The following is a 20,186-nucleotide window of genomic DNA, read 5'->3' on the forward strand; positions in this document are numbered from 1 at the left end:
GATCGGACCAACTTCTTGCAAGGATGCTTTCATGACTGAAGCCTATATCATCGACGCCGTCCGCACCCCGCGCGGGATCGGCAAGCCCGGCAAGGGCGCGCTTTCGCACCTTCACCCGCAGCATCTTGCCGCGACGGTGCTCGCTGCGATCCGCGACCGCAATAATCTCGACACATCAACGGTCGACGACATCGTCTGGTCGACGTCGAGCCAGGTCGGCAAGCAGGGCGGTGACCTCGGCCGCATGGCGGCGCTTTCGGCGGGCTATGACATCAAGGCGAGCGGCACGACGCTCGACCGCTTCTGCGGCGGCGGCATCAGTTCGGTGAACTTCGCGGCGGCGTCGGTGATGTCGGGTATGGAAGATTGCGTGATCGCCGGCGGCACCGAAATGATGAGCTTTACCGCCAGCCACGCCGCTGAGCAGGCCAACGCCGGCCTTGCCCCCCAGATGATGGGATCGGGTCATGAAGCGCTCGACACGCTCCACCCGCAATCGCACCAGGGAATTTGCGGCGACGCGATCGCGACGATGGAAGGCATCAGCCGCGAGGCTCTCGATGCGCTCGCGCTCGTCAGCCAGCAGCGCGCCGACAAGGCGATCAAGGAAGGCCGTTTCAGCAAGTCGGTCGTCCCCGTCCTTAACCCAGACGGCAGCGTTGCGCTCGACCGCGAGGAGTTTCCGCGCCCCGAAACGACCGCCGAAGGGCTTGCCGCGCTGAAGCCCAGCTTCAGCGGCCTGGCCGATTTCGATCTTGGCGGCGGGGTGACCTTCCGCAAGCAGATCAACCGCCGCTATCCCGACCTCGAAATCCAGCATTTCCATCATGCGGGCAATTCGTCGGGCGTCGTCGACGGCGCCGCGGCGATCCTGCTCACGTCGCAAGCCTATGCCGAGAAGAACGGCCTGACCCCGCGCGCGCGCATCGTCGCTTATGCCAATATCGGCGACGACCCGACGCTGATGCTCAACGCCCCGGTCCCGGCGGCGAAGAAGGTGCTCGAAAAGGCGGGGCTGACCAAGGACGACATCGACGTCTGGGAAATCAACGAGGCCTTCTCGGTCGTTGCCGAGAAGTTCATCCGCGACCTGGATCTGGATCGTGAAAAGGTCAACATCAACGGCGGTTCGATGGCGCTCGGTCACCCGATCGGCGCGACCGGCTCGATCCTGATCGGCACCGCGCTCGACGAACTCGAACGCTCGGGCGGCCGCTATGGCCTGGTCACCATGTGCGCCGCCGGCGGCATGGCGCCGGCGATCATCATCGAAAGGCTTTGACGTCGAAGCTTTGGCTGACGGATTGGAGCCGATGACAAATAGCGGCGGGCGGCGCATTCGCCCGCCGCTATCCATTGCTGATGATGTCGTGCCCCTGAACCCAGAAGATGGGCGAGTTGGGAAGGTCGATGAACCTTTTCTCGTCGGCGAGCAGCAGCCTGCCTGCGGCGCGTCCTGCCTCGGTCATACCCGCCGCTCGCACGGCAGCCGCGCTATCGTACCAAAGCTCGGCAATACCGTCGTAGGGCGGAAGCTCGCAGCCGCGGCCAGCCAAAGCACGGGTAAGCCCGTCGTCGTCAAGGGCGTGCGACTGGACATAGCGGCGGATGCCAAGCGTCTCGGCAACGCTGCGAACAAGCGGTGCATGTTGATTGAGCCAATAGTCCTGAAATTCGGACAATGTGAGAGCGGGCAACCGCCGCAGGCAGAATTTGATGGCAATCATGGTCAGACTTTCTTGTGAAAGGGTCGCCGCGCGCCCCGGATGGGAATTGGCTCTGGTCGCTGTCCCGCGCTTAAGGAGATAGGATATGAAGAACCGCCAATGGATATTGAAGCGCCGTCCGCAAGGCGCGCCTGGCGCTGCGGACCTGGAACTGCGGGAAACGCCCATAGGCCCGCTCGCGGACGGAGAGATATTGGTTCGCAACCTCTATCTTTCGCTTGATCCGACGAACCGGCTCTGGATGAGCGATCGCGACCAATATCTGCCTCCGGTCGGTGTGGGCGACGTCATGCGCGGCGGCACGATCGGGGTCGTCGAGGCTTCGCGCTCGGACCGCTTTCGCGTCGGGGACCTCGTCCTGCCATCGACCGGCGGTTGGGAGCTTTACTCGATAGCGAATGAGCGCGGATCGCGTCGTATCGCGCCGCAGGCTGGAGTTCCGCTGACGGCCTATTTGTCGGTCCTCGGGGCGACGGGACTGACGGCCTATTTCGGGCTGCTGGACATCTGCAAGCCTCGGGAAGGCGAAGTCCTGGCGGTGTCCGCGGCGGCGGGTGCCGTCGGCTCGATCGTCGGTCAAATCGGCCGCATCAAGGGCGCGCAAGTGGTCGGGATTGCCGGCGGCCCGGAAAAATGCGGCTGGCTTACCGAGACGCTGGGGTTTGATTCGGCGATCGACTATCGCAACGAGGATGTCGGTGTCGCGCTCGACCGGCTGTACCCGACAGGTATCGACATGAATTTCGAAAATGTCGGCGGTCCGATCATGGATGCCGTTTTCTCGCGTCTCCGCAAGGATGGCCGCATGGCGCTGTGCGGAATGATCTCCGCCTACAATGAGGACGGGCCAATGCCGGGGCCGCGCGACTTCGGGCGAATCCTCATGCAGCGCCTGACCGTTCGAGGCTTCATCGTGATCGATTATCTTCGCCAGGCGCCTGGAGCATTCGCCGACCTCTCGTCGTGGATTGCCGAGGGCCGGCTTGCCTGGAAGGATCATGTCGTCGACGGGCTCGAGGAGGCGGTGGCCGCGCTCGACCTGCTGTTTACAGGGGGCAACGACGGAAAGCTCGTCGTCAGAGTTTCGCCGGAGCCCTGACGCCTGACGCCTGACGCCTGACGCCTGACGCTGCGCACAGCCCCTTCATCGCATCGTTTCAAGTCCGACATCGCCTTCTGCGAACTGGAAGAGCGCCTCCGGCAGCGCCTCGCCGGTGAGGCCAAGCTCGCCAAACCGGCAAGCTTCCGCGGCCAGCCTCTCCCGGTCTTCGTCAGTGGCCGTCAGGCGCAGGATCGCGGACACCGCGGCGGTCGAACGGCCGGCGAACATGCCGGCCAATTCGAGGGCACGATCGAGCGCACAGGGGACCACTTCATCGACAAGGCCGGCCGCCAGCGCCTGGCTGGCCGTCATGACGTCGCCGCGGAGCATGAACAGGCGGGCCCGATGGCGTCCGACCAGTCGCGACAGCCGCTGCGTTCCCCCTCCGCCGGGGAAGATGTCGAGGCGAATTTCGGGAAGGCCGATCGCGGTGGCGGCGGGCGATGCGATCCGCATGGTGCAGGCGAGTGCAATTTCGAAGCCGCCGCCCATGCACAGGCCGTCAATCGCGGCGATCACCGGCTTTTCGGCGGCGTCGAGCATCGCGCCGAGTTCGGCGAATGCGCTGGTCGCAAAGGCTTGCGGATCGACGCTTCCCATGCCTACGCGTTCAAGCGAAGTTGCAATTTGCCGGACGTCGGCGTGGCGGATGAAGATGCCGTCCTGACCGCCTGTGAGAATGATCGCTCGTGTTTCGGCCGCCGCGAGGAGGGGCCTGATCGCCGCGACAAGGTCCGCCGCACCGCCGTTCGAGATGGTGCCGTGCGGCGGATTGGCGAAGCGCACGACGGCTACGTCTTCGGCGCTTTCGACCTGAACGCGAAGCGGCTTGCCTGTCATCCGCGGACCTTTTCCATTGCTGATCCGGTGAGCTAGCATCCCCCGACCGGGTTGCACAATCAATTAATCAATCACATAATAAGGCTGGGGCGGGTTCTTCCGGTCTGGCATGAGCGGGGATGGAGCCCGGGCACCGGGCGATGACGCCAAAGTCGAAGGGAATGGCGTCACATATTGGAAACCCGAGACTGGTTGATAAACGCGGCGCACGGGCGCACCTTTTTGTGGGATATCATATGACCGAGACTGTCGTGATCGAAGAGGATCGGCTGGTCGCACTTGCCGGCGGCCAGAACTTTCGGGAGGTCGGCGGCTATCCGGCCCGCGATGGCAGGGTTTTGAAGCGACGGCTGATATGGCGGTCCGCCCGGCTGGACGAGTTGACGAGCGACGATATCCGCAACGAATCGCTCGACGCGATTTCCACGATCGCAGACCTGCGCCTGGCCAGCGAGCGCGCGCTCCATCCGACCGTTCCGGCTTTTGCGGAAAAGCGCACTACCTTGGTCTGGGACGAGGGCGATATCGATCTTTCAGGCGATCAGCGGTTGTTTGCGCGCGACCTCAAGCCCGATGATTATGCCGAAGCAGTGCGGCATTTCTACCGAAGCCTGGCCGACAGGCACGCGACGCATCTCGCCAGCCTGTATCGCCATATCGCCGCAGGCAGCCTGCCGGTGCTCATCCACTGCTCGGCCGGGAAGGACCGCACCGGCATCGCCATCGCACTATTGCTCGATCTCATCGGAATTCGCCGGGAATATATCATCGCGGACTATTGCAAGACGGCCGAACTGCTCGACTGGAAACGCCTGACCGCGAGTGCGGCGGCGGCGGGCATGCAAGGAAAGTGGATGGAACGCCTGGCGCCCGATGCGCTCGAAATCCTTATGCGCGCCGATCGCAGCTATATCGAGGCTGCCTTTCGCGAACTGGAGTGGCGGCATGGCTCGATATCCAGCTTCGCGAAGGACGTCCTCGGCCTCTCGGATAGCGATCTTGGCCGGCTACAGGACAACCTCCTCGAAGGCTGACCGGTCCTTGCCTATCGCGGCGGGACAGTGAGGGCGTCTGCCGACGCGTCACCGAGCACAGAACCTCCGTCACAATCGAGAATTGCTCCGGTGATATATTTTGCATTGGGGGTGCAAAGAAATACCGCGAGATCGGCGATGTCGCGCTTGACGCCATAGTCGCGCAGCGGAATCCGTTTCTTCAACGCCGCGGTCGCAGCCTCCGATGGGGTCAGCCTGCGCATGCCTTCAGTATCGCCGATCGGCCCCGGAGCGATGGCGTTTACGCGAACGCCGGCTGGCCCCCACTCCATCGCGAGCGTCTGGGTCAGATTGTTGATCCCTGCCTTTGCCGCGCCGGCATGCGCCTGGAACATCGTCGGGCGAATGGCTTGTCCCGCCGTAATCGAGATGAGCGACGCGCCAGGTTTGCGCAAATGGTCGAACGCGGCGCGCATCACGTTGAAAGTGCCCAGAAGGTCGATGTCTATGACCGTCTTGAATGCGTTTGCGGACATGCCAATCACCGGTGCCAGAAAATTTCCAGCGGCACCGGAAACGACGAAGTCGATCTCCCCGAACCGTTCGACCGTCGCAGCGAAGGCTGCGTCCACCGCCTCGAAATCGCGAACATCGGCGGCGAGCCCCATTGCGCGCGCACCACCCGGATCAATGCTCCTGGCGGCTGCACACACCCGCTCGGCATCGCGGCTTATGAGGCTTATGTTCGCCCCGAGTTCGGCGAATCGCTCGGCAATCGCGAGATTGATGCCACCTGACCCTCCGGCGACGAACAATGTCCTGTTCTTGAAAATATCCTCACGAAACGCGTCCCCGGCCACTGTCACTCTCCCTCACACTCTTCGCGTCAGCGCCCATCACGAGCATCAGAGAATTTCATTAGTTGATTGATTATTTTTTTGCCAATTGATAATTCCACGCGAGCAAGGATCGCCGCTGCCCCTTTCGACAATGGACGAACGGCGACGGCGCATGGGAGATGGAGCATGGCCAAGCAAGCATTCGCCGCGGTAGCCCGCACCCCGGGGGGGCGGTGGGATATCGAGGATATCATGCTCGAAGATCCGCGGCCGGGCGAGATATTGGTCCGCATCGCGGGCGTCGGCCTCTGCCATACCGACCTTGCCTTTGGCGGAAGTCTCCAGATCATGAAGGCGCCGGCGGTGCTTGGCCATGAAGGGTCGGGTATCGTCGAGCGCGTCGGCGAGGGGGTGTCGAAGGTGCGCCCTGGCGATCATGTCGTACTGACCTTCAACAGCTGCGGCGAATGCCCCCGGTGCGATGAGGGCCGGCCGGCCTATTGTGTTCGCTTCGCACAAATGAACTATGGCGGCTGCCGAGTGGACGGAAGCCGGACGCTCTGTGTCGGCGAAGAACCCGCAAGTGCGAACTTCTTCGGCCAGTCGTCATTCGCATCCTATGCACTTGCCAATGAACGCAACACCGTCCGCGTCGACCCAGCGCTGCCGATCGAGTTGCTTGGCCCGCTGGGTTGCGGTGTCCAGACGGGCGTGGGCGCGGTGATGAACTCGCTCGCCTGCCCCAAAGGCTCGTCGCTTCTTGTGATCGGCGCCGGCGCGGTGGGGCTGAGTGCGGTCCTCGGCGCCAAGGTCCAGGAATGTGCCACCATCATCGTTGTCGAGCCGCGGGAGGAACGCCGGGCCCTGGCGCTCGAACTTGGTGCGACGCACGTCATCGATCCGGCCTCCGCCGACTTTGCGACGGCAATCCGCGAAATCGTCCCGGTCGGGGTCGATTATGCGTTCGACACGACAGGCCGGCGAGAGGTCATCGAATCCGCGATGACTGCATTGGCGCCGCGCGCGACCTTCGGACTTGTCGGAATCGCAAGCCCCGCCGACGATCGGCTGGGTCTTTCGATCAACCAACTGGTCGGTGCGGGTCATATCGTGATGGGCATCATCGAAGGCGATAGCCTACCCGATATGTTCATCCCCCGCATGATCGAGCTCTACAAGGCGGGAGAGCTGCCTTTCGACCGTCTCGTTCGCAGATATCCGCTATCGCAGATCAACGAAGCCATTGCCGACCAGCACGCCGGACGGTGCGTGAAGGCCGTGATGATCCCCTGAGAGGACGGACACTATGCATCCCTCGATCCATGCCCGCTCGACGCCCCACAAGCCCGCCCTGATCATGGCCGAAACGGGCGAGGCGCTGCGCTATTCCGATCTCGACCGCCGCTCGAACCAGGGCGCGCAGCTATTTAGGGCCCTCGGACTGGCTCCCGGCTCGACGATCGCGATGTGCCTTCCCAATTCGCCCGCTTTTTACGAGATCGCCTGGGCTGCCCAGCGTGCAGGCCTCTACTTCGTCACCATCTCCAACAAGCTCCAGGCTGACGAAGTCGAATATATATTGCGCGACAGCGGCGCCCGGATCTTCATCATTTCGGCCGCGCAAGGCGAGGTCGCGGCGGAAATCGCGCGACGCGACCTCGATATCGACCTGTTCGCAACAGGCGGCCGGATCGCAGGCTATCTCGATTTCGAGTCCGAGCGCAGTGCAATGCCCCCAGTCCCGGTCGCCGACGAACAGGCGGGCTATGACATGCTCTATTCGTCGGGCACGACGGGACGGCCGAAAGGCATCAAGCCGAGCCCGATCTGCGGCGAGGCCATCGACAAGCCGGACTCGGTTGTCATGGTGGCGACGCAACTCTACGGCGCGTCGGCGGACAGCATCTATCTCTGCCCTGCCCCCATTTATCATGCGGCACCGCTCCGCTGGACGATGGCGATGATGCGCCTTGGCGCCACCGTCGTTCTCATGGAGCGCTTTGCACCCGAGACGGCGCTCGCCGCCATCGCGCGATACAAGGTGACGATTGCGCAATTCGTGCCGACCCATTTCATCCGCATGCTCAAGATGCCGGAGGGCGAGCGCGCCGCCCATGACGTCTCGTCGCTGAGCACCGTGGTCCACGCCGCCGCCCCCTGCCCGGTCCCGGTCAAGGAAGCGATGATGGACTGGTTCGGTCCGATCATTCATGAATATTACAGTGGATCCGAAGGCAATGGCGGGACCTTCATCGGGCCTCAGGAGTGGCTCGCTCACAAGGGCTCGGTCGGCAGGCCCCTGACGACGAAGCTCCACATTTGCGACGAAGAAGGGCGGGAGCTTCCGCCTCGGCAGGAAGGCACGATCTATTTCAGCGGCGGGCCGCGGTTCGAGTATCACAACGACGCGGCCAAGACCGACGAGTCGCGGCATGCGGAGGGATGGACGACGCTCGGCGACATCGGCTGGGTCGACGAGGAAGGCTATCTCTATCTCACCGACCGCAAGAGCTTCATGATCATCTCGGGTGGGGTGAACATCTATCCGCAGGAGATCGAGAATCTGCTGGTGACACATCCAAAGGTCGCGGACGTCGCCGTGATCGGCGGACCGGACGAAGAGATGGGCGAGCGCGTGATCGCGGTCGTTCAGCCCGTCCATTGGTCCGACGCCGGTGACGCGCTTGCGGCCGAACTCATGGCGCTCGCGCGCGAGAAGCTCAGTCACGTCAAGGCACCTCGTCAGATCGACTTCTCGAAAGCACTCCCCCGGCTCGACACCGGCAAGCTCTACAAACGCCTCATCCGCGACGAATATTGGGCTAGGGACAAGGCTGCCGGAGCCGCATCGCGATGACCGCCGCTCCGAAGGATGCCTCGCTTCTCGCGGGCCAGTCTGCTATCGTCACCGGGGCCTCGTCGGGGCTCGGCTACCGCTTTGCCAAAACGCTCGCAGCGGCGGGTGCCGCCGTTACGGTCGTCGGCCGACGTATCGAACGCCTCGAAGCGCTGGTCGCCGAGATAGAGACGGCGGGCGGCAGAGCGACCGCCGTCGCAGCCGATGTCGCTGACCCGGGGCAAATCGTCGAGGCGGTCGACAAGGCGCAGGCGGCTTTCGGACCAACCGGGATCCTCATCAACAACGCCGGCATTCCCGATGCGCAGCTCGCAACGCGCATGCCGCTCGATCTCATCGATCGCGTGCTCGACGTGAACGTGCGTGCGCCCTTCCTCTTCGCGCGCGAGGTTGCAACGCGGCTCATCGAGGCCAGGCAACATGGGCGGATCGTCAATATAGCCTCGATAGCGGCCTTTGTGGCGCCCAGGCAGGGCGCCGCCCTTTACGCGACGAGCAAGGCTGCGGTCGTGCGGATGAGCGAAGCCCTGGCGATCGAATGGGCGCGCTTTCATATCAACGTCAATTGCATTGCCCCGGGCTCGTTCGATTCCGAGATGATGGACGGGATGCGGTCCCGGACCGGCGACGCCTTTATCGGCACCTTTCCGCGCAAGCGGCTGGGTTTGCCGGAGCAACTTGACTCAAGCTTGCTCTATTTGGTGTCGCCCGCCTCGGAAGCGGTCACCGGGACGATCCTCAAGGTCGACGACGGCCAGTTCCTGCGCTGACCGCATGCTTAACGACCTCCGGAGCCAAAGCGGGAGAGGCAAGTCGCAAGGATGTCTCATAGCGATTGTCCATCATCGACGGTGATGACCGTACCGGTTATCCCGAGCGATGCGTCCGAGCAGAGAAACAGCAACGGCGCGTGGAGATCGCTCGCCGGGCGCAAGCGGGCGCGCGGAAAGGAAGCGATATATGCCTGCCCCGCTTCGCTTCCGACCATCTCCGCCGTCATCTCGGACTCAAAATAGCCAGGCTGGATGACATTCACATTGATGCCGCGCCGCGCCCATTCGCGCGCAAATGCCTTGGCCATATGGCGCGCAGCGGCCTTGGTCGCGCCGTAAACGGACGCCGCGGGCAGCGCCCGCTCGGCCGTAATGGAGCCGATGATGACGACTCGGCCATGCTCGCGCTCGCGGCTTCCCGCTGCCACGAGCCGCCGCGCTCCTTCGGTGGCGGTCAGGAAGGCGCCCCGGACGTTGACAGCGAGCAGATCGTCGACATGCGAGGCGGTGAGGTGCAGGGCCGCGTTATCGCTCGCGATACCCGCATTGGCGACAATCGTGTCGACAGTTCCGAAAGCTGCCTCGGCCGCATCATAGGCCGCTATTGTCGAGGCTTCGTTCGTGACATCGAGGGCCACGGCGAGCGCCTCGCCGCCCTGCCCCCTGATCGCATCGACCTCTGCCTCGAGCCGGTCGACACGCCGCGCCGCAAGGACCACCTTAGCGCCGGCCTCAGCGAGCACGCGCGCAAAGCCCGCGCCAAGTCCGGACGAAGCGCCGGTCACGAGCGCCACGCGCCCGGTCAGATCAAAAGCTGTCGCCACACCCATTCCCCCTCTCCTTCCCGGCAGACCCCGAGAAACCTATCGGCCCTTCCAGACCGGTGGCCGCTTCTGGGCGAACGCGAGCGGCCCCTCGCGCACATCGTCCGACCGGAAGAGCGCTCCGATCGCCGGATATCGCGTCTGGTTCCCATAGGCGGCCGCGAGGTCGCTTTCGTCCAAGCCTTTCATGACGGCCTCCTTCGAAGCCCGGATCGACATCGGGCTGCACGCGGCGATGTCATCGGCCCAACGCCGCGCCGCTGCGAGCAGTTCGTCTTGCGGCACCACTTCATTGACGAAGCCAAGCGACAGACCTTCAGCGGCCGATACGCGGCGGGCGGTGAGGATCATGCCCATGGCCTGCTTGAGGCCGATCTGCCGAGGCAGACGGTGGAGCCCCCCCGCAAGAGCGGCGAGGCCAACCTTGGGCTCGGGAAGAGCGAAAACGGCGCCTTCGGCCGCGATGATGAGGTCGCAGGCCAATGCAATCTCGAAGCCGCCACCCATGGCAATACCATTTACCGCGGCGATGACGGGCTTGTTGTTGTCCCAGCGCGCGGTGAGGCCGGCAAATCCCTTGGTCGGTGTCTCGAGCGGCAACCCCGCAGCCATCGACTGCGCGGTGAACTTGAGGTCATTACCCGACGAAAAGGCCTTGTCACCGGCCCCCGTCAGGATGGCCACCCACTGATCGGGATCAGCCTGGAAGTCGTCGAAAACCTCGGCCAGCTCCTCGTTCGCATATGGCGTCAACGCATTCATCGCGTCGGGGCGGTTGATCGTGACCAGAGTGATCGGCCCGTCGCGCTCGACGAGACAGAAGCGGCGCGGTGCCGCGCGCCGGTCGCGCTTCTCGCCTGCCTCCCATATCCGGGCGCCAAAGGCATCGGTGCGGATATGGCCGGACGTGCCGATGGGATTGGCGTCGAGCGAGGAGAGGACCAAGATCGATCGATCATCGTCACGCCGCACCTTCGCGATCGTTCGCTGGCCATCTGCGGTGCGCGCGATCACGACGCCGTGGAGGACCTCGCCCTTCGGCGTATAAATGATCGTGTGCGTTTCGACGGTGGCAGCGCCCTCATAGGTCTCTGTAAATTCGGGCACGGAGCCGCGCAACGCGTCCGCCCTGGCCTGAACCGAATAGTCCGGGCTCAAAGTCTTTTCCGGGGGCCGCGTCGAGATCAACAGCGCATGATGTTTGGATACGACGCCACCCTGGCCGTAGAGAAGGCCTGTGGTTCCCTTTCCGGCCCGCAGCTCCCGGACCATCGCGCAGACGCCGTGGCTCATATAATTGTTCATCGGGCCGCCAAAGAAGGTCAGCCCGCCGGTCACCGTCGGCTTGACGTCCGGCCGCAGCTTCAGCGTCTTGAGCGCCATCTTGGGCACAATCGGAAAGCAGCTGTACAGTTCCGCCAGATCGATCGCGGAGGCATCGCCGCCGGCGATCTCGACTGCCTGCTCCAGAACCACGCGCTGCGCGGTCGACTGGTCATAGCGGTCGCGTTCCAGATAATCCCCGGGCTCCTGCGCTGCCGCGCCATCCCAGATATAGATCAGCCGCTCTTCGGGAATCCCGTTGGCGAGGGCCCATTCGAGGCTTGCCACGACGATCGCGGCCGCCTGGTTGACCGAAGGGTTCGCGACCATGAGCTTGGGATAGGGAAAGGCCACCAGCCGGTTGCTCTCCGAAGGCGTGCCGATCTCTGCCGCTCCCGGCGCGGAACGCAACCATGCGGTTTCATTGGACGCGGCTACCTTGGCATAGTCCGCCCAGAGTTCGGCGGCAGCGGCGCGGCCCTCGGCCGGGGTCTGCCCGCGGGCGGCCTGGAAGGCGTTCTCATAGAGCGGGTAGATATGAACGGGCGCAGTCATTCCGAGCTTTTTCGAGGCCTTGCGCATCGGAAGCGAGGCGAAGTCGACCGCGACGGTTTCCTCTTTGGGAGCGAGCGGGGTCCAGTCGAGCTTCGCCTTGGCCTTGCGCGCCTTGCCCATCGCATTGACGGCCTCACCGCCGACGATCGCGGCAACGGCGCTGTCACCCCGCGCGATACGGAGTGCTGCCTCGTGCAGGAGGCGAATAGGCGTTTCGCCGCCCATGCTGGCATTTTGGGCACGGGCGGGGCCGATCGAGAGCTTCTCGCAAAGAAGAGCTACGGGGTCGCGGTAGCGCCAGGTGACCTGTCCGACGAGATCCATCGAGTCCAGCGCGCCGAGAACGGCCGGCGTTTCCGCCGCCGCGCGGCGCAGCGCTTCTGCCATCAGCGCCACAGGTTCGAGCGCCTTGCCCGGGTCATCCGGGCGATCCACAATCTCGCCGACGGCGATGATCACGGGCGTCTGCGCTGCTGCTGTCCCTTTCATCTCAGCTGTCTCCCATCCTTATACGTCCGGCTCGCCACTTGCGCGCGCAGCGTCTTCCTAAAACCGATCGATAGGCAAGCGGACGTCAGGTGGCAAGTTAATTGGTCAATTGATTATTATCGCGGCCCGTCTTAGGATGCGACGCTGCCCGCTTCCAAACGACAGCCCGTAGCAGCCGAGCATTCCAACTTGATGGAGAAGAGCATGCACCTTGAACCCCTGCTGCGCATGCGCGTCGATCTGGGCAACCGCTATCCGATCGGACCGATACCAAAGGGTCGCCGCAACGTGTGGCAGCTGGGCGGCGGCACCGTCGAAGGCCCACGTATCAAGGGCACGGTCGCGCCTGTCGGAGGCGAGTTCGAGTTGATCGACCAGGAGGGCGTCTTTCACATCGACGTTCGGCTCGTCATCGTCACCCACGACATGGCGAACATCTTCGTCCAATATTTCGGGGTCGCCAACACGACGCCGCAGGCTGCGGCCAAATACAAGGCCGGCGAGACGGTCGATTTCGGCGAGACCTATTTTGCGACGCAGCCCCGCTTCGAAACCAGCCACGCGCGCTATTCCTGGCTGAACCATGTGATGGCGGTCGCCGAGGGTCGGGGGGACGGGAGGGCCGTCGAATATCTCATGTACCAATGCGTCCCCGATCAGTCGATTGGTCTGGCGCGCGCGGACAGCGTGTTCAAATTCGACGGCTAGCTCCTTCTACCGGGCGCCCGCTCCGATCTGCTTGTCGACGAAGGCGCGAAGCTTGGCGCCATAGGGCGGCCTGAAAAGCTTCATCGGCCCCAGATCCCTGCCGAGCTGAGTGTGGATCGCCTTGCGATGGCTGAATTCGCGAAAGCCGTCGATCCCGTGATAGGCACCCATACCCGAAGGCCCGATGCCGCCGAAAGGCAGATTTTCCTGCGCGCAATGCATGATCACGTCATTGACGCACACACCGCCCGAGGTCGTGGCATCGATGATGCGATCGCGTTCGCCCGCTTCCGATCCAAAATAGTAAAGCGCAAGCGGCCGGTCGTGCGCATTGATCTCCGCCACAACCTCCTCGGCGCTGTCATATGCAACGACCGGCAGAAGCGGCCCGAATATCTCGTCCTGCATCACCGCCATGTCGCGGGTCGCATCGAGAATGAGTGTCGGAGGTATCCGGCGATGCTCCTGCTGTTCGAACGTCTCGCCAGCGGGGTTGATCTCGACGATCGTGGCACCCTTCTCACGCGCGTCCGCGACATAGCCGCGCACGCGCTCGAAGTGCCTGTCCGATATCATGGCCGTGTAGTCAGGATTATCCTTGAGGGAGCCGAACATCGCCTCGGTCGCCTGCCGTGCCTCGGTGACAAAGCTGTCGCGTAGCCCACGAGGCACGAATATATGATCAGGCGCCAGGCATATTTGACCGGCGTTCAGGGTTTTTCCGGCCATGATCCGCGCTGCGGCGACGGGCATGTCCACGCTCGCACCGAGGATCACAGGGCTCTTCCCGCCAAGCTCGAGCGTCAGGGGCACGAGATTCTCCGCCGCAGCGCGCATCACATGCTTTGCGACCGAGCCGGCGCCGGTGAATATCAGGTGATCGAAGGGCAACGCCGCGAAGGCGGCCCCCACATCGGCACCGCCTGTCACGACCGCGACCTCGTCGGGCGCGAAATATTCGGCGATCGATTGCTGGAGCAGATCCGACGTTCGCGGCGTGAATTCCGACGGCTTGATCAGCGCCCGGTTCCCGGCGGCCAGAACGCCGGCAAGCGGAGAGAAGACGAGACCCACCGGAAAGTTCCACGGCGCAATGATGCCGATCACGCCTTTGGGCTGGAACCGGATTTCCGACCGGGCGCCGAAGAGGCCGAGCAACCTCGGTTCGACCGGCCGTCGTTCGCTGCGCATCCATTTACGCAGATTGGCCCGACAGTCGCGCAGCGCGCCAAGCGGACTCATGATGTCGGTGATAGCCGATGCATGGCGCGACCGGTTGCCGAAATCGGCATTGATTGCCTCTTCGAACCGCGCGGAATAGTCGCGAAGCAAGGCAGCACAGCGATCGAGCCGGTCAATACGCAACTCCGCGCTCGCCTGACCGTCTGCAATATGGGCCTTGCGCTGGCGCTGCAGCATCTGCTCGAGAGCAGCGCTATCGGTAGCCATCGTGTCAGCGCGTAAGCTCTTGGTCATTTTTCGTACCTTCCATAGCTTCTGAAACAGGAAGCTGACGCTTCCCCCCTGTTCACGCAGCGGCGACTACCCTGCCGATTTCACGCAGATGATAGTCCGTGTTGCCGAACAGACCGTCGATCGTGAGAATATGTTTGAGGTAATGACCGACCGGAAGCTCGTCGGTCATGCCGATGCCGCCGTGGATTTGTACGGCCCCCTGCGCGATCTCGCGCCCCAGCCTGCCAACCTGCGCCTTCAATACCGAAATATCCCGGCTCGTTGCCCGTCCGCTGTCGGCCAGCGCCGCGATATAGAGAAGCGACGCTCGCGCCTTGACATAGGCAATTTTCATATCGGCGAGCCGGTGCGCGATCGCTTGAAAGCTTCCGATCGGCCGACCGAATTGCTCGCGCGTGCCCGCGAAGTCTGCGGTGGTTGCCATCAGGACGGCCATGGCCCCGACGGCTTCGGCTGCGAGTGCTAGTCGGGCATCCGCGAGCAAGGCCTCCAGCGCCGCATCGGCGCCCGCCATGATGGCAGCCCTGTCGACCGCGACGTCATGGAGCAGGATATCCGCAACGGGCCTGCCATCGAGCGCGCGATATCGCCGCACTTCGATGCCTTCGGCATCGGCGGGCACTGCGGCCAGGCAGACCGCCTTCGTCTCCGAGAGCGCCGAGATGAGCAGCACCCCTGCTTCTCCGCCTCCAAGAACGAGCTTCTTGCTACCCCGGATGCGCGGACCGGCCTCACCTTCATAGAGTTTGGTCGACAGCGTCGAAGAGGCGCCGGTGCCGCTACCTTCCTCATGGGCGAAGGCGCCGCGCAAAGCTCCGGTGCCAATATCGGCAATCCATTGCGGCACCGGTCCCGCGGGATCGAAGCGAGCGAGCGCCCGGCCCGTGAGGATCACCGAGGGAAGCAAAGGCTCGATGACCAGATGGCGACCGAAGAGCTCCGATATCGCCACAATGTCGGAGGCCGAACCGCCCAGTCCCCCGCAGGCTTCGGGAAGCGGCATCGCGACAATCCCCATATCGACGAGTTCGCTCCAGATTCCGGTTTCCGCCTGACCAGCCATGATGCGTCGGCGCGATTCAAAGGCGTAACGCTGATCGAGCAGCCGGGAGAGGCTGTCGCGGAGCATGACCTGCTCATCGGAGAATTCGAAATTCATGGGCTCTGCCTCAGGCGCGAAGGGTCTGGAGATTGCGGGAGATGAGGTCCCGCTGGACCTCGTTGCTGCCGGCATAGATGGAAGCGGCCCGGGTATTCAGATAATAGGGCATCGCCACGAGGCTGAAGGGATCGCCCAGGGGTTGAACGCCGGACCCGACCTCAAGGGCTTCCAATTGCAACGGCAGCGCGTCGATCCCGGCAACACGCGTCATCATGATCGACAGCAGCTGCGAGAGTTCCGAACTCATCACCTTGTTGAGCGACGGCATCGCGGGATCGTCGGCGAGGGCGTGGCCGCTTAGCACCAGCTTCTCGACATGCTCGAAGGACGCGACTTCGGCTTCGAGTTCCCCAAGGTCGCGCTGGAATACCGGATCCTCGCTGAGGGGTCCGCCAAAGGACGCCGTTGCATCCCTCGCCGCGGCCCGGATCGCATCGAGTTTGCGCCTAATCGCCGGGCTATGCGCAGCGCCGCCCCGCTCATGCTTGAGCAGCGCCTTGGCGACGCTCCAGCCTTCATTCTCGGCGCCCACGCGGCCCGCCTGGGGGACGCGGACGTTATCGAAAAATACTTCGCATTGCTCGGCCACACCATCGAGGCCGATGATGGGACGGATGTGCATGCCGGGATAGTCGGTCCGGTCGAGGAGGAGAAAGGTAATGCCCTGCTGCTTCTTGCCGTCCCGGTTCGTGCGCACGAGCATGAACATCTTGTTGGCCTTGTGGGCGAGGGTCGTCCATGTCTTCTGGCCGTTGATGATATAATCGTCACCGTCGGCCAGGGCCGAGCATGACAGGGCGGCAAGATCAGAACCGGCACTCGGTTCGGAATAGCCCTGGGTCCAGTAATCCTTGCCCGAAAGGATCCCGGGGAGATGCTGGCGCTTTTGTTCGGGCGTGCCAAGCTCCATGAGCAGGGGGCCGACCATGATCAGGCCGTTGGGCAGGAGCGGCGGCAGATCGCGCTTCCAATGCTCCTCGGAGAAAATATAGCGTTGCTCGAGCGACCAACCGGTCCCGCCATATTCGACGGGCCAGGCCGGGGCGGCCCAGCCGCGCGCATATAGAAGGCGGTGCCATTCCATTGTCGCCTCGAACGGCGCGAAAACGCTTGTGGTCTTCCGCCCCGCCTCGCGGATCGCGTCGGTGGGTGCCGTATCGAGAAACGCGCAGACTTCCTCGCGAAACGCTTCGAGCGATGGATCGAAATCGACGTTCATGACGTGAGCGCTCCAGGCATCATCGCCGCCAGCCGCTTCGTGATGATCGACTCGGCCTCGCCCATGATCCGGTCGATGAGTTCGTGACACGTCGGGATATCATGGATGAGACCCTGAACCATGCCAGCCGTCCATATCCCATGATCGGGATCGCCGCGGTCCAGCCCTTCCTTCCCGCGCGCGCCCTTGACGAGATGCGCGATCGCTTCGAAGGGCTTTCCTTCCCGTTCGGCCGCAATGACTTCGGCTGAAACGCTGTTCTTTGCGACGCGCGCGGTGTTGCGATAGCTGCGGAAGATCAGGTCGGTCCCCCTCTCGTCGTTATCGACCATGGCGCGCTTGATATCGTCGTGGATGGGGGCTTCCTTGGTCGCACAGAAGCGCGTCCCCATGTTGATACCGTCAGCGCCGAGCGCCAAGGCTGCCACCAGCCCGCGCCCATCGCCGAATCCGCCCGATGCGAGCATAGGAACCTTGATCTTGTCGGCAGCGGCGGGAATCAGGATAAGCCCGGGAATATCATCCTCGCCCGGATGCCCGGCGCATTCGAAGCCATCGATCGAAATGGCATCGACGCCCATGCGTTCGGCGGAGAGGGCGTGCCGGACAGCCGTGCACTTATGGAGCACGATGATGCCATGCGCCTTGAAATCGTCGACATGCTCTTGTGGCTTGTAGCCTGCGGTTTCGACGATCCTGATGCCGCTGTCGATGATCGCCTTGCGATAGTCGGCATAGGGCGGGGGATTAATCGACGGCAGGATCGTCAAATTGACGCCGAATGGCTTGTCGGTAAGCTCCCGGCATCTCTCGATCTCGGCGCGCAGCGCATCGGGAGACGGCTGGGTGAGCGCGGTGATGATTCCGAGGCCACCGGCATTGGAAACCGCCGCAGCCATCTCCGCGGTTCCCACCCACATCATGCCGCCCTGGACGATCGGATGCTCGATCCCGAGCAAGTCGGTTATGCGTGTTCTGATTCCCATTCCCGTATCCGTCCTGCGAATATGCTGTCGTCTCTCTGCCAACGCCGCCGCGCGTCGACCCGCCGATCAACTCTGAGTGAAGCGGATCGGAAGGCGTTTCGGCCCGCTGACCAGCGTCGCCTGGGTCCAGGCCGGTTCGCCGGCGATTTCGAGCGATTCGATCCGGGGCAGAAGTTCCTCGAACAGGGTCTTCATCTCGAGGCGCGCGAGATGCTGGCCGACACATAGATGGGGCCCGTAACCGAATGCGATCTGCTTGTTTGCCGGGCGGTCGAGCCGGAACTCGAACGGATCGTCGAACACCGCCTCGTCACGGTTTGCCGACATATAGGACAGCATGACCCAGTCCCCGGCCTTATACTGGTGGCCATTCACCTCATGATCCCGGGCAACGGCGCGCATGAAATGCTTCACCGGCGTGACCCAGCGAATCGCCTCATCGACGAGAGCCGGGATCAGGTCGGGATTGGCCTTCACCTCGGCGAGCAAGGCGGGCCGCTCCGCGAGGGCCCAGATCGCACCGGCCGTCGAGGCGGAGGTGGTGTCGTGCCCGGCGGTCGCGACCAGGATGTAAAAGTCGTTGGCAGCGCGCTCGTCGATCGGCTTGCCGTCGATCATGGCGTTCGCGATGATGGTCGCTAGATCGTCGCGCGGCTCGGCGCGGCGGCTCGCCGTGATATTGGAGAAATAGGCGTGGAAGTCCGCCACGACGGCCCCGAACACCTTTATGGCGGTATCCGGATCGGCCATGGCATCGGCTTTTCGACTGAGTTCCGGATCGCGGGCGCCGAAAAGTTGCTGGGTCAGCATCAGCATGCGCTGTTCGTCCTCTTCGGGAACGCCAAGGATGCTCATGATGACGTGCAACGGATAATGCAGGGCCACATCGGCGACAAAGTCGCATTCGCCGCCGAGCCCCATCATCCGATCGACATGCGCGCGCGCGATCTCGCGGATGTCGTCCGTGAGCTTCTTGACATTGCCTGGCATGAACCAGGATTGGACCAGCGAGCGATAGGCACGATGCTCTGCTCCGTCCATATTGACCATGTTACGGGTGAGGTGCGGACAGCCGGTCGCATTCTCCACCGCCTTGAGCATCGGACTTCCGATGAGAACCGTCGAAAGATCGCCGTTGCGGAATATGTCGGGCTGGCGCTCTATCTCCATGATGTCGCCGTGCCGGCTCACGAGCCAGAAGGGATCGACACCGGCGGTATCGACAAGCGAAACGGGCTGGTGGCCACGAAGCCAGGCAAGGTCGGCGTGCAGGGTCGCGGGGTCGCCGAACGATGCCGGGTTCACAAGCCGGGCCGCCATTTCGGCTGGCGCGGCCAGGTCTTGGGTTTCATTGCTCATCGTCACTCACTCCCGATCGACCAGCGCTCCAGATGGCGCGGTCATGCTTTGCGTTTTGAAAAGGCCGCGATACGTTCGCCCATGTCGGGTCCGACGCCTGCGCTGTTGCGGACTTCGTGTGCGAGGCCGAGATGCAGCGGGACATTGTCCGTTTCGGCGAGCAGTCGCTTATAGGCGGCAATGCTGAAAGCCGAATTTTCAGCGATCATCGACGCGATCGCATCGACCCGCTCCAGAAACTCAGTATCCTCGAAGCAGGACGCCGCCAGTCCGATCTCCGCCGCCTCCCGGCCATCGATCGTGCGCGCGGTGAACATCATCTCGCGCGCCTTGGCCTGGCCCACCAGACGGGGCAGCCGCTGGCTCATTCCCCACACAGGCGTGAGCGCCCATTTGGCGTGCGTGTCCGCGAACCGCGCGCTCCGCGCGGCGAGAATGAAATCACTGGCCAGCGCCAACTCGAGCGCGCCGGTGTAACAATGACCGTGCACCGCCGCGATAACCGCCTGGGGCAGATTCGCGAGACGCTCGAGCACCGAAGATTGAAAAGAGACATCATGCACTGCATCGCCAGACGCGATGTCCTGCAGATCATGCCCCGCAGAGAAACATTTTCCCGCGCCGCGCACGATAACGCTGCGAACAGCCTCGGCCTCGCCCGCGAGCCGCCCGACATGATCTTCAAGCCGCCGAAACATGTCGTTGTTGATCGCGTTGAGCCGGTCCTCACGGTTGAGGATGATATGTGCGGTTGGCCCATCGACCCGCAACTCTACCGACAATCCCGATGCCATGGCGTCCTCTCCGCGAGCGATTCGACAATTAATTAATTGCTCGATTATTAGATACACAGATGCGTTCGCCCGATCAACTGCATAGCTCAGCGGTCAATGCGAACGGTTTTGCCGGCGAAGCGCCGCAAGCAGAGGCGCGCATTGTTTGTCGTGTCGTC

At 63.4% G+C, this 20,186-nt stretch carries 18 protein-coding genes; 7 read left to right on the forward strand and 11 right to left on the reverse strand.

Annotation, left to right across the window (positions count from 1 at the left end; genetic code table 11):
• The first annotated feature begins 31 nt into the window (after positions 1-31).
• A complete protein-coding gene (locus ACREB7_RS02565) occupies positions 32-1,282 on the forward strand; it encodes an acetyl-CoA C-acetyltransferase (RefSeq protein WP_431590739.1) in 1,251 nt (416 codons plus the stop codon).
• A 67-nt stretch (positions 1,283-1,349) separates the two neighbouring features.
• Here the strand turns inward: ACREB7_RS02565 and ACREB7_RS02570 are convergent, their stop codons facing one another.
• Positions 1,350-1,727 carry an EthD domain-containing protein gene (locus ACREB7_RS02570; protein ID WP_054586699.1) on the reverse strand — a complete coding sequence of 126 codons (378 nt, stop codon included), beginning with the start codon at positions 1,725-1,727 and terminating at the stop codon, positions 1,350-1,352.
• 85 nt (positions 1,728-1,812) lie between these two features.
• Here ACREB7_RS02570 and ACREB7_RS02575 point away from each other — a divergent pair, with 85 nt between their 5' ends.
• Complete coding sequence (locus ACREB7_RS02575; protein ID WP_054586698.1) at positions 1,813-2,826, forward strand: NADP-dependent oxidoreductase; 1,014 nt, start codon at positions 1,813-1,815, stop codon at positions 2,824-2,826.
• Positions 2,827-2,871: 45 nt separating this feature from the next.
• Here the strand turns inward: ACREB7_RS02575 and ACREB7_RS02580 are convergent, their stop codons facing one another.
• A complete protein-coding gene (locus ACREB7_RS02580) occupies positions 2,872-3,669 on the reverse strand; it encodes an enoyl-CoA hydratase/isomerase family protein (RefSeq protein WP_158213704.1) in 798 nt (265 codons plus the stop codon).
• Between the two features lie 140 nt (positions 3,670-3,809).
• Between ACREB7_RS02580 and ACREB7_RS02585 the strand changes: the two genes are divergently transcribed.
• Positions 3,810-4,703, forward strand: a complete 894-nt coding sequence (locus ACREB7_RS02585; protein ID WP_431590740.1) for a tyrosine-protein phosphatase — start codon at positions 3,810-3,812, stop codon at positions 4,701-4,703.
• Positions 4,704-4,714: 11 nt separating this feature from the next.
• On the opposite strand, the gene ACREB7_RS02590 is transcribed toward ACREB7_RS02585, so the two are convergent.
• Positions 4,715-5,524, reverse strand: a complete 810-nt coding sequence (locus tag ACREB7_RS02590) for an SDR family oxidoreductase (RefSeq protein ID WP_431590741.1) — start codon at positions 5,522-5,524, stop codon at positions 4,715-4,717.
• A gap of 66 nt (positions 5,525-5,590) precedes the next feature.
• Here ACREB7_RS02590 and ACREB7_RS02595 point away from each other — a divergent pair, with 66 nt between their 5' ends.
• From ACREB7_RS02595 to ACREB7_RS02605, 3 genes are read left to right on the forward strand one after another with little or no spacing between them, the layout of a single operon-like run.
• Positions 5,591-6,796 carry an NAD(P)-dependent alcohol dehydrogenase gene (locus tag ACREB7_RS02595; RefSeq protein ID WP_431590742.1) on the forward strand — a complete coding sequence of 402 codons (1,206 nt, stop codon included), beginning with the start codon at positions 5,591-5,593 and terminating at the stop codon, positions 6,794-6,796.
• A 13-nt stretch (positions 6,797-6,809) separates the two neighbouring features.
• Positions 6,810-8,360, forward strand: a complete 1,551-nt coding sequence (locus tag ACREB7_RS02600; protein ID WP_058537080.1) for an acyl-CoA synthetase — start codon at positions 6,810-6,812, stop codon at positions 8,358-8,360.
• Positions 8,357-9,130, forward strand: coding sequence for an SDR family NAD(P)-dependent oxidoreductase (locus ACREB7_RS02605; RefSeq protein WP_058537081.1), 774 nt, complete (start codon positions 8,357-8,359; stop codon positions 9,128-9,130). Before ACREB7_RS02600 ends, ACREB7_RS02605 begins: the two co-directional genes overlap by 4 nt.
• A 56-nt stretch (positions 9,131-9,186) precedes the next feature.
• On the opposite strand, the gene ACREB7_RS02610 is transcribed toward ACREB7_RS02605, so the two are convergent.
• Entirely contained in the window at positions 9,187-9,963 is a 777-nt protein-coding gene (locus ACREB7_RS02610; protein WP_431590743.1) for an SDR family NAD(P)-dependent oxidoreductase, read from the reverse strand.
• Between the two features lie 33 nt (positions 9,964-9,996).
• Positions 9,997-12,324: an enoyl-CoA hydratase-related protein gene (locus ACREB7_RS02615; RefSeq protein WP_058537082.1), complete on the reverse strand. Its 2,328-nt coding sequence runs from the start codon at positions 12,322-12,324 to the stop codon at positions 9,997-9,999.
• A 204-nt stretch (positions 12,325-12,528) separates the two neighbouring features.
• Here ACREB7_RS02615 and ACREB7_RS02620 point away from each other — a divergent pair, with 204 nt between their 5' ends.
• Complete coding sequence (locus tag ACREB7_RS02620) at positions 12,529-13,032, forward strand: DUF3237 domain-containing protein (RefSeq protein WP_054586689.1); 504 nt, start codon at positions 12,529-12,531, stop codon at positions 13,030-13,032.
• A gap of 6 nt (positions 13,033-13,038) precedes the next feature.
• Here the strand turns inward: ACREB7_RS02620 and ACREB7_RS02625 are convergent, their stop codons facing one another.
• The 6 genes from ACREB7_RS02625 to ACREB7_RS02650 all read right to left on the reverse strand — a co-directional run bounded on the left by ACREB7_RS02625 (position 13,039) and on the right by ACREB7_RS02650 (position 20,028).
• A complete protein-coding gene (locus ACREB7_RS02625) occupies positions 13,039-14,508 on the reverse strand; it encodes a coniferyl aldehyde dehydrogenase (RefSeq protein ID WP_058537084.1) in 1,470 nt (489 codons plus the stop codon).
• Positions 14,509-14,560: 52 nt separating this feature from the next.
• On the reverse strand, positions 14,561-15,667 hold the full coding sequence (locus tag ACREB7_RS02630; protein WP_431590744.1) for an acyl-CoA dehydrogenase family protein: 1,107 nt from the start codon (positions 15,665-15,667) through the stop codon (positions 14,561-14,563).
• Positions 15,668-15,677: 10 nt separating this feature from the next.
• Positions 15,678-16,889 (reverse strand): acyl-CoA dehydrogenase family protein, encoded by a 1,212-nt coding sequence (locus tag ACREB7_RS02635; protein WP_105998668.1) that lies wholly within the window; start codon positions 16,887-16,889, stop codon positions 15,678-15,680.
• Entirely contained in the window at positions 16,886-17,875 is a 990-nt protein-coding gene (locus ACREB7_RS02640; RefSeq protein ID WP_088473823.1) for an NAD(P)H-dependent flavin oxidoreductase, read from the reverse strand. Before ACREB7_RS02640 ends, ACREB7_RS02635 begins: the two co-directional genes overlap by 4 nt.
• 66 nt (positions 17,876-17,941) lie before the next feature.
• Positions 17,942-19,234: a cytochrome P450 gene (locus tag ACREB7_RS02645; RefSeq protein ID WP_431590745.1), complete on the reverse strand. Its 1,293-nt coding sequence runs from the start codon at positions 19,232-19,234 to the stop codon at positions 17,942-17,944.
• Between the two features lie 41 nt (positions 19,235-19,275).
• Positions 19,276-20,028: an enoyl-CoA hydratase/isomerase family protein gene (locus ACREB7_RS02650; protein WP_431590746.1), complete on the reverse strand. Its 753-nt coding sequence runs from the start codon at positions 20,026-20,028 to the stop codon at positions 19,276-19,278.
• Positions 20,029-20,186 lie beyond the last annotated feature (158 nt).

This window comes from Sphingopyxis sp. (genome assembly GCF_050725615.1).
In the GTDB taxonomy this organism is placed as follows: domain Bacteria; phylum Pseudomonadota; class Alphaproteobacteria; order Sphingomonadales; family Sphingomonadaceae; genus Sphingopyxis.

Excerpts from the sequence above, each read along its gene's own strand:
- ACREB7_RS02565 (WP_431590739.1), top strand. The coding sequence starts at position 32 with ATGACTGAAGCCTATATCATCGACGCCGTCCGCACCCCGCGCGGGATC.
- ACREB7_RS02570 (WP_054586699.1), bottom strand. The coding sequence starts at position 1,727 with ATGATTGCCATCAAATTCTGCCTGCGGCGGTTGCCCGCTCTCACATTG.
- ACREB7_RS02575 (WP_054586698.1), top strand. The coding sequence starts at position 1,813 with ATGAAGAACCGCCAATGGATATTGAAGCGCCGTCCGCAAGGCGCGCCT.
- ACREB7_RS02580 (WP_158213704.1), bottom strand. The coding sequence starts at position 3,669 with ATGACAGGCAAGCCGCTTCGCGTTCAGGTCGAAAGCGCCGAAGACGTA.
- ACREB7_RS02585 (WP_431590740.1), top strand. The coding sequence starts at position 3,810 with ATGACGCCAAAGTCGAAGGGAATGGCGTCACATATTGGAAACCCGAGA.
- ACREB7_RS02600 (WP_058537080.1), top strand. The coding sequence starts at position 6,810 with ATGCATCCCTCGATCCATGCCCGCTCGACGCCCCACAAGCCCGCCCTG.
- ACREB7_RS02605 (WP_058537081.1), top strand. The coding sequence starts at position 8,357 with ATGACCGCCGCTCCGAAGGATGCCTCGCTTCTCGCGGGCCAGTCTGCT.
- ACREB7_RS02610 (WP_431590743.1), bottom strand. The coding sequence starts at position 9,963 with ATGGGTGTGGCGACAGCTTTTGATCTGACCGGGCGCGTGGCGCTCGTG.
- ACREB7_RS02615 (WP_058537082.1), bottom strand. The coding sequence starts at position 12,324 with ATGAAAGGGACAGCAGCAGCGCAGACGCCCGTGATCATCGCCGTCGGC.
- ACREB7_RS02620 (WP_054586689.1), top strand. The coding sequence starts at position 12,529 with ATGCACCTTGAACCCCTGCTGCGCATGCGCGTCGATCTGGGCAACCGC.
- ACREB7_RS02625 (WP_058537084.1), bottom strand. The coding sequence starts at position 14,508 with ATGACCAAGAGCTTACGCGCTGACACGATGGCTACCGATAGCGCTGCT.
- ACREB7_RS02630 (WP_431590744.1), bottom strand. The coding sequence starts at position 15,667 with ATGAATTTCGAATTCTCCGATGAGCAGGTCATGCTCCGCGACAGCCTC.
- ACREB7_RS02635 (WP_105998668.1), bottom strand. The coding sequence starts at position 16,889 with ATGAACGTCGATTTCGATCCATCGCTCGAAGCGTTTCGCGAGGAAGTC.
- ACREB7_RS02640 (WP_088473823.1), bottom strand. The coding sequence starts at position 17,875 with ATGGGAATCAGAACACGCATAACCGACTTGCTCGGGATCGAGCATCCG.
- ACREB7_RS02645 (WP_431590745.1), bottom strand. The coding sequence starts at position 19,234 with ATGAGCAATGAAACCCAAGACCTGGCCGCGCCAGCCGAAATGGCGGCC.
- ACREB7_RS02650 (WP_431590746.1), bottom strand. The coding sequence starts at position 20,028 with ATGGCATCGGGATTGTCGGTAGAGTTGCGGGTCGATGGGCCAACCGCA.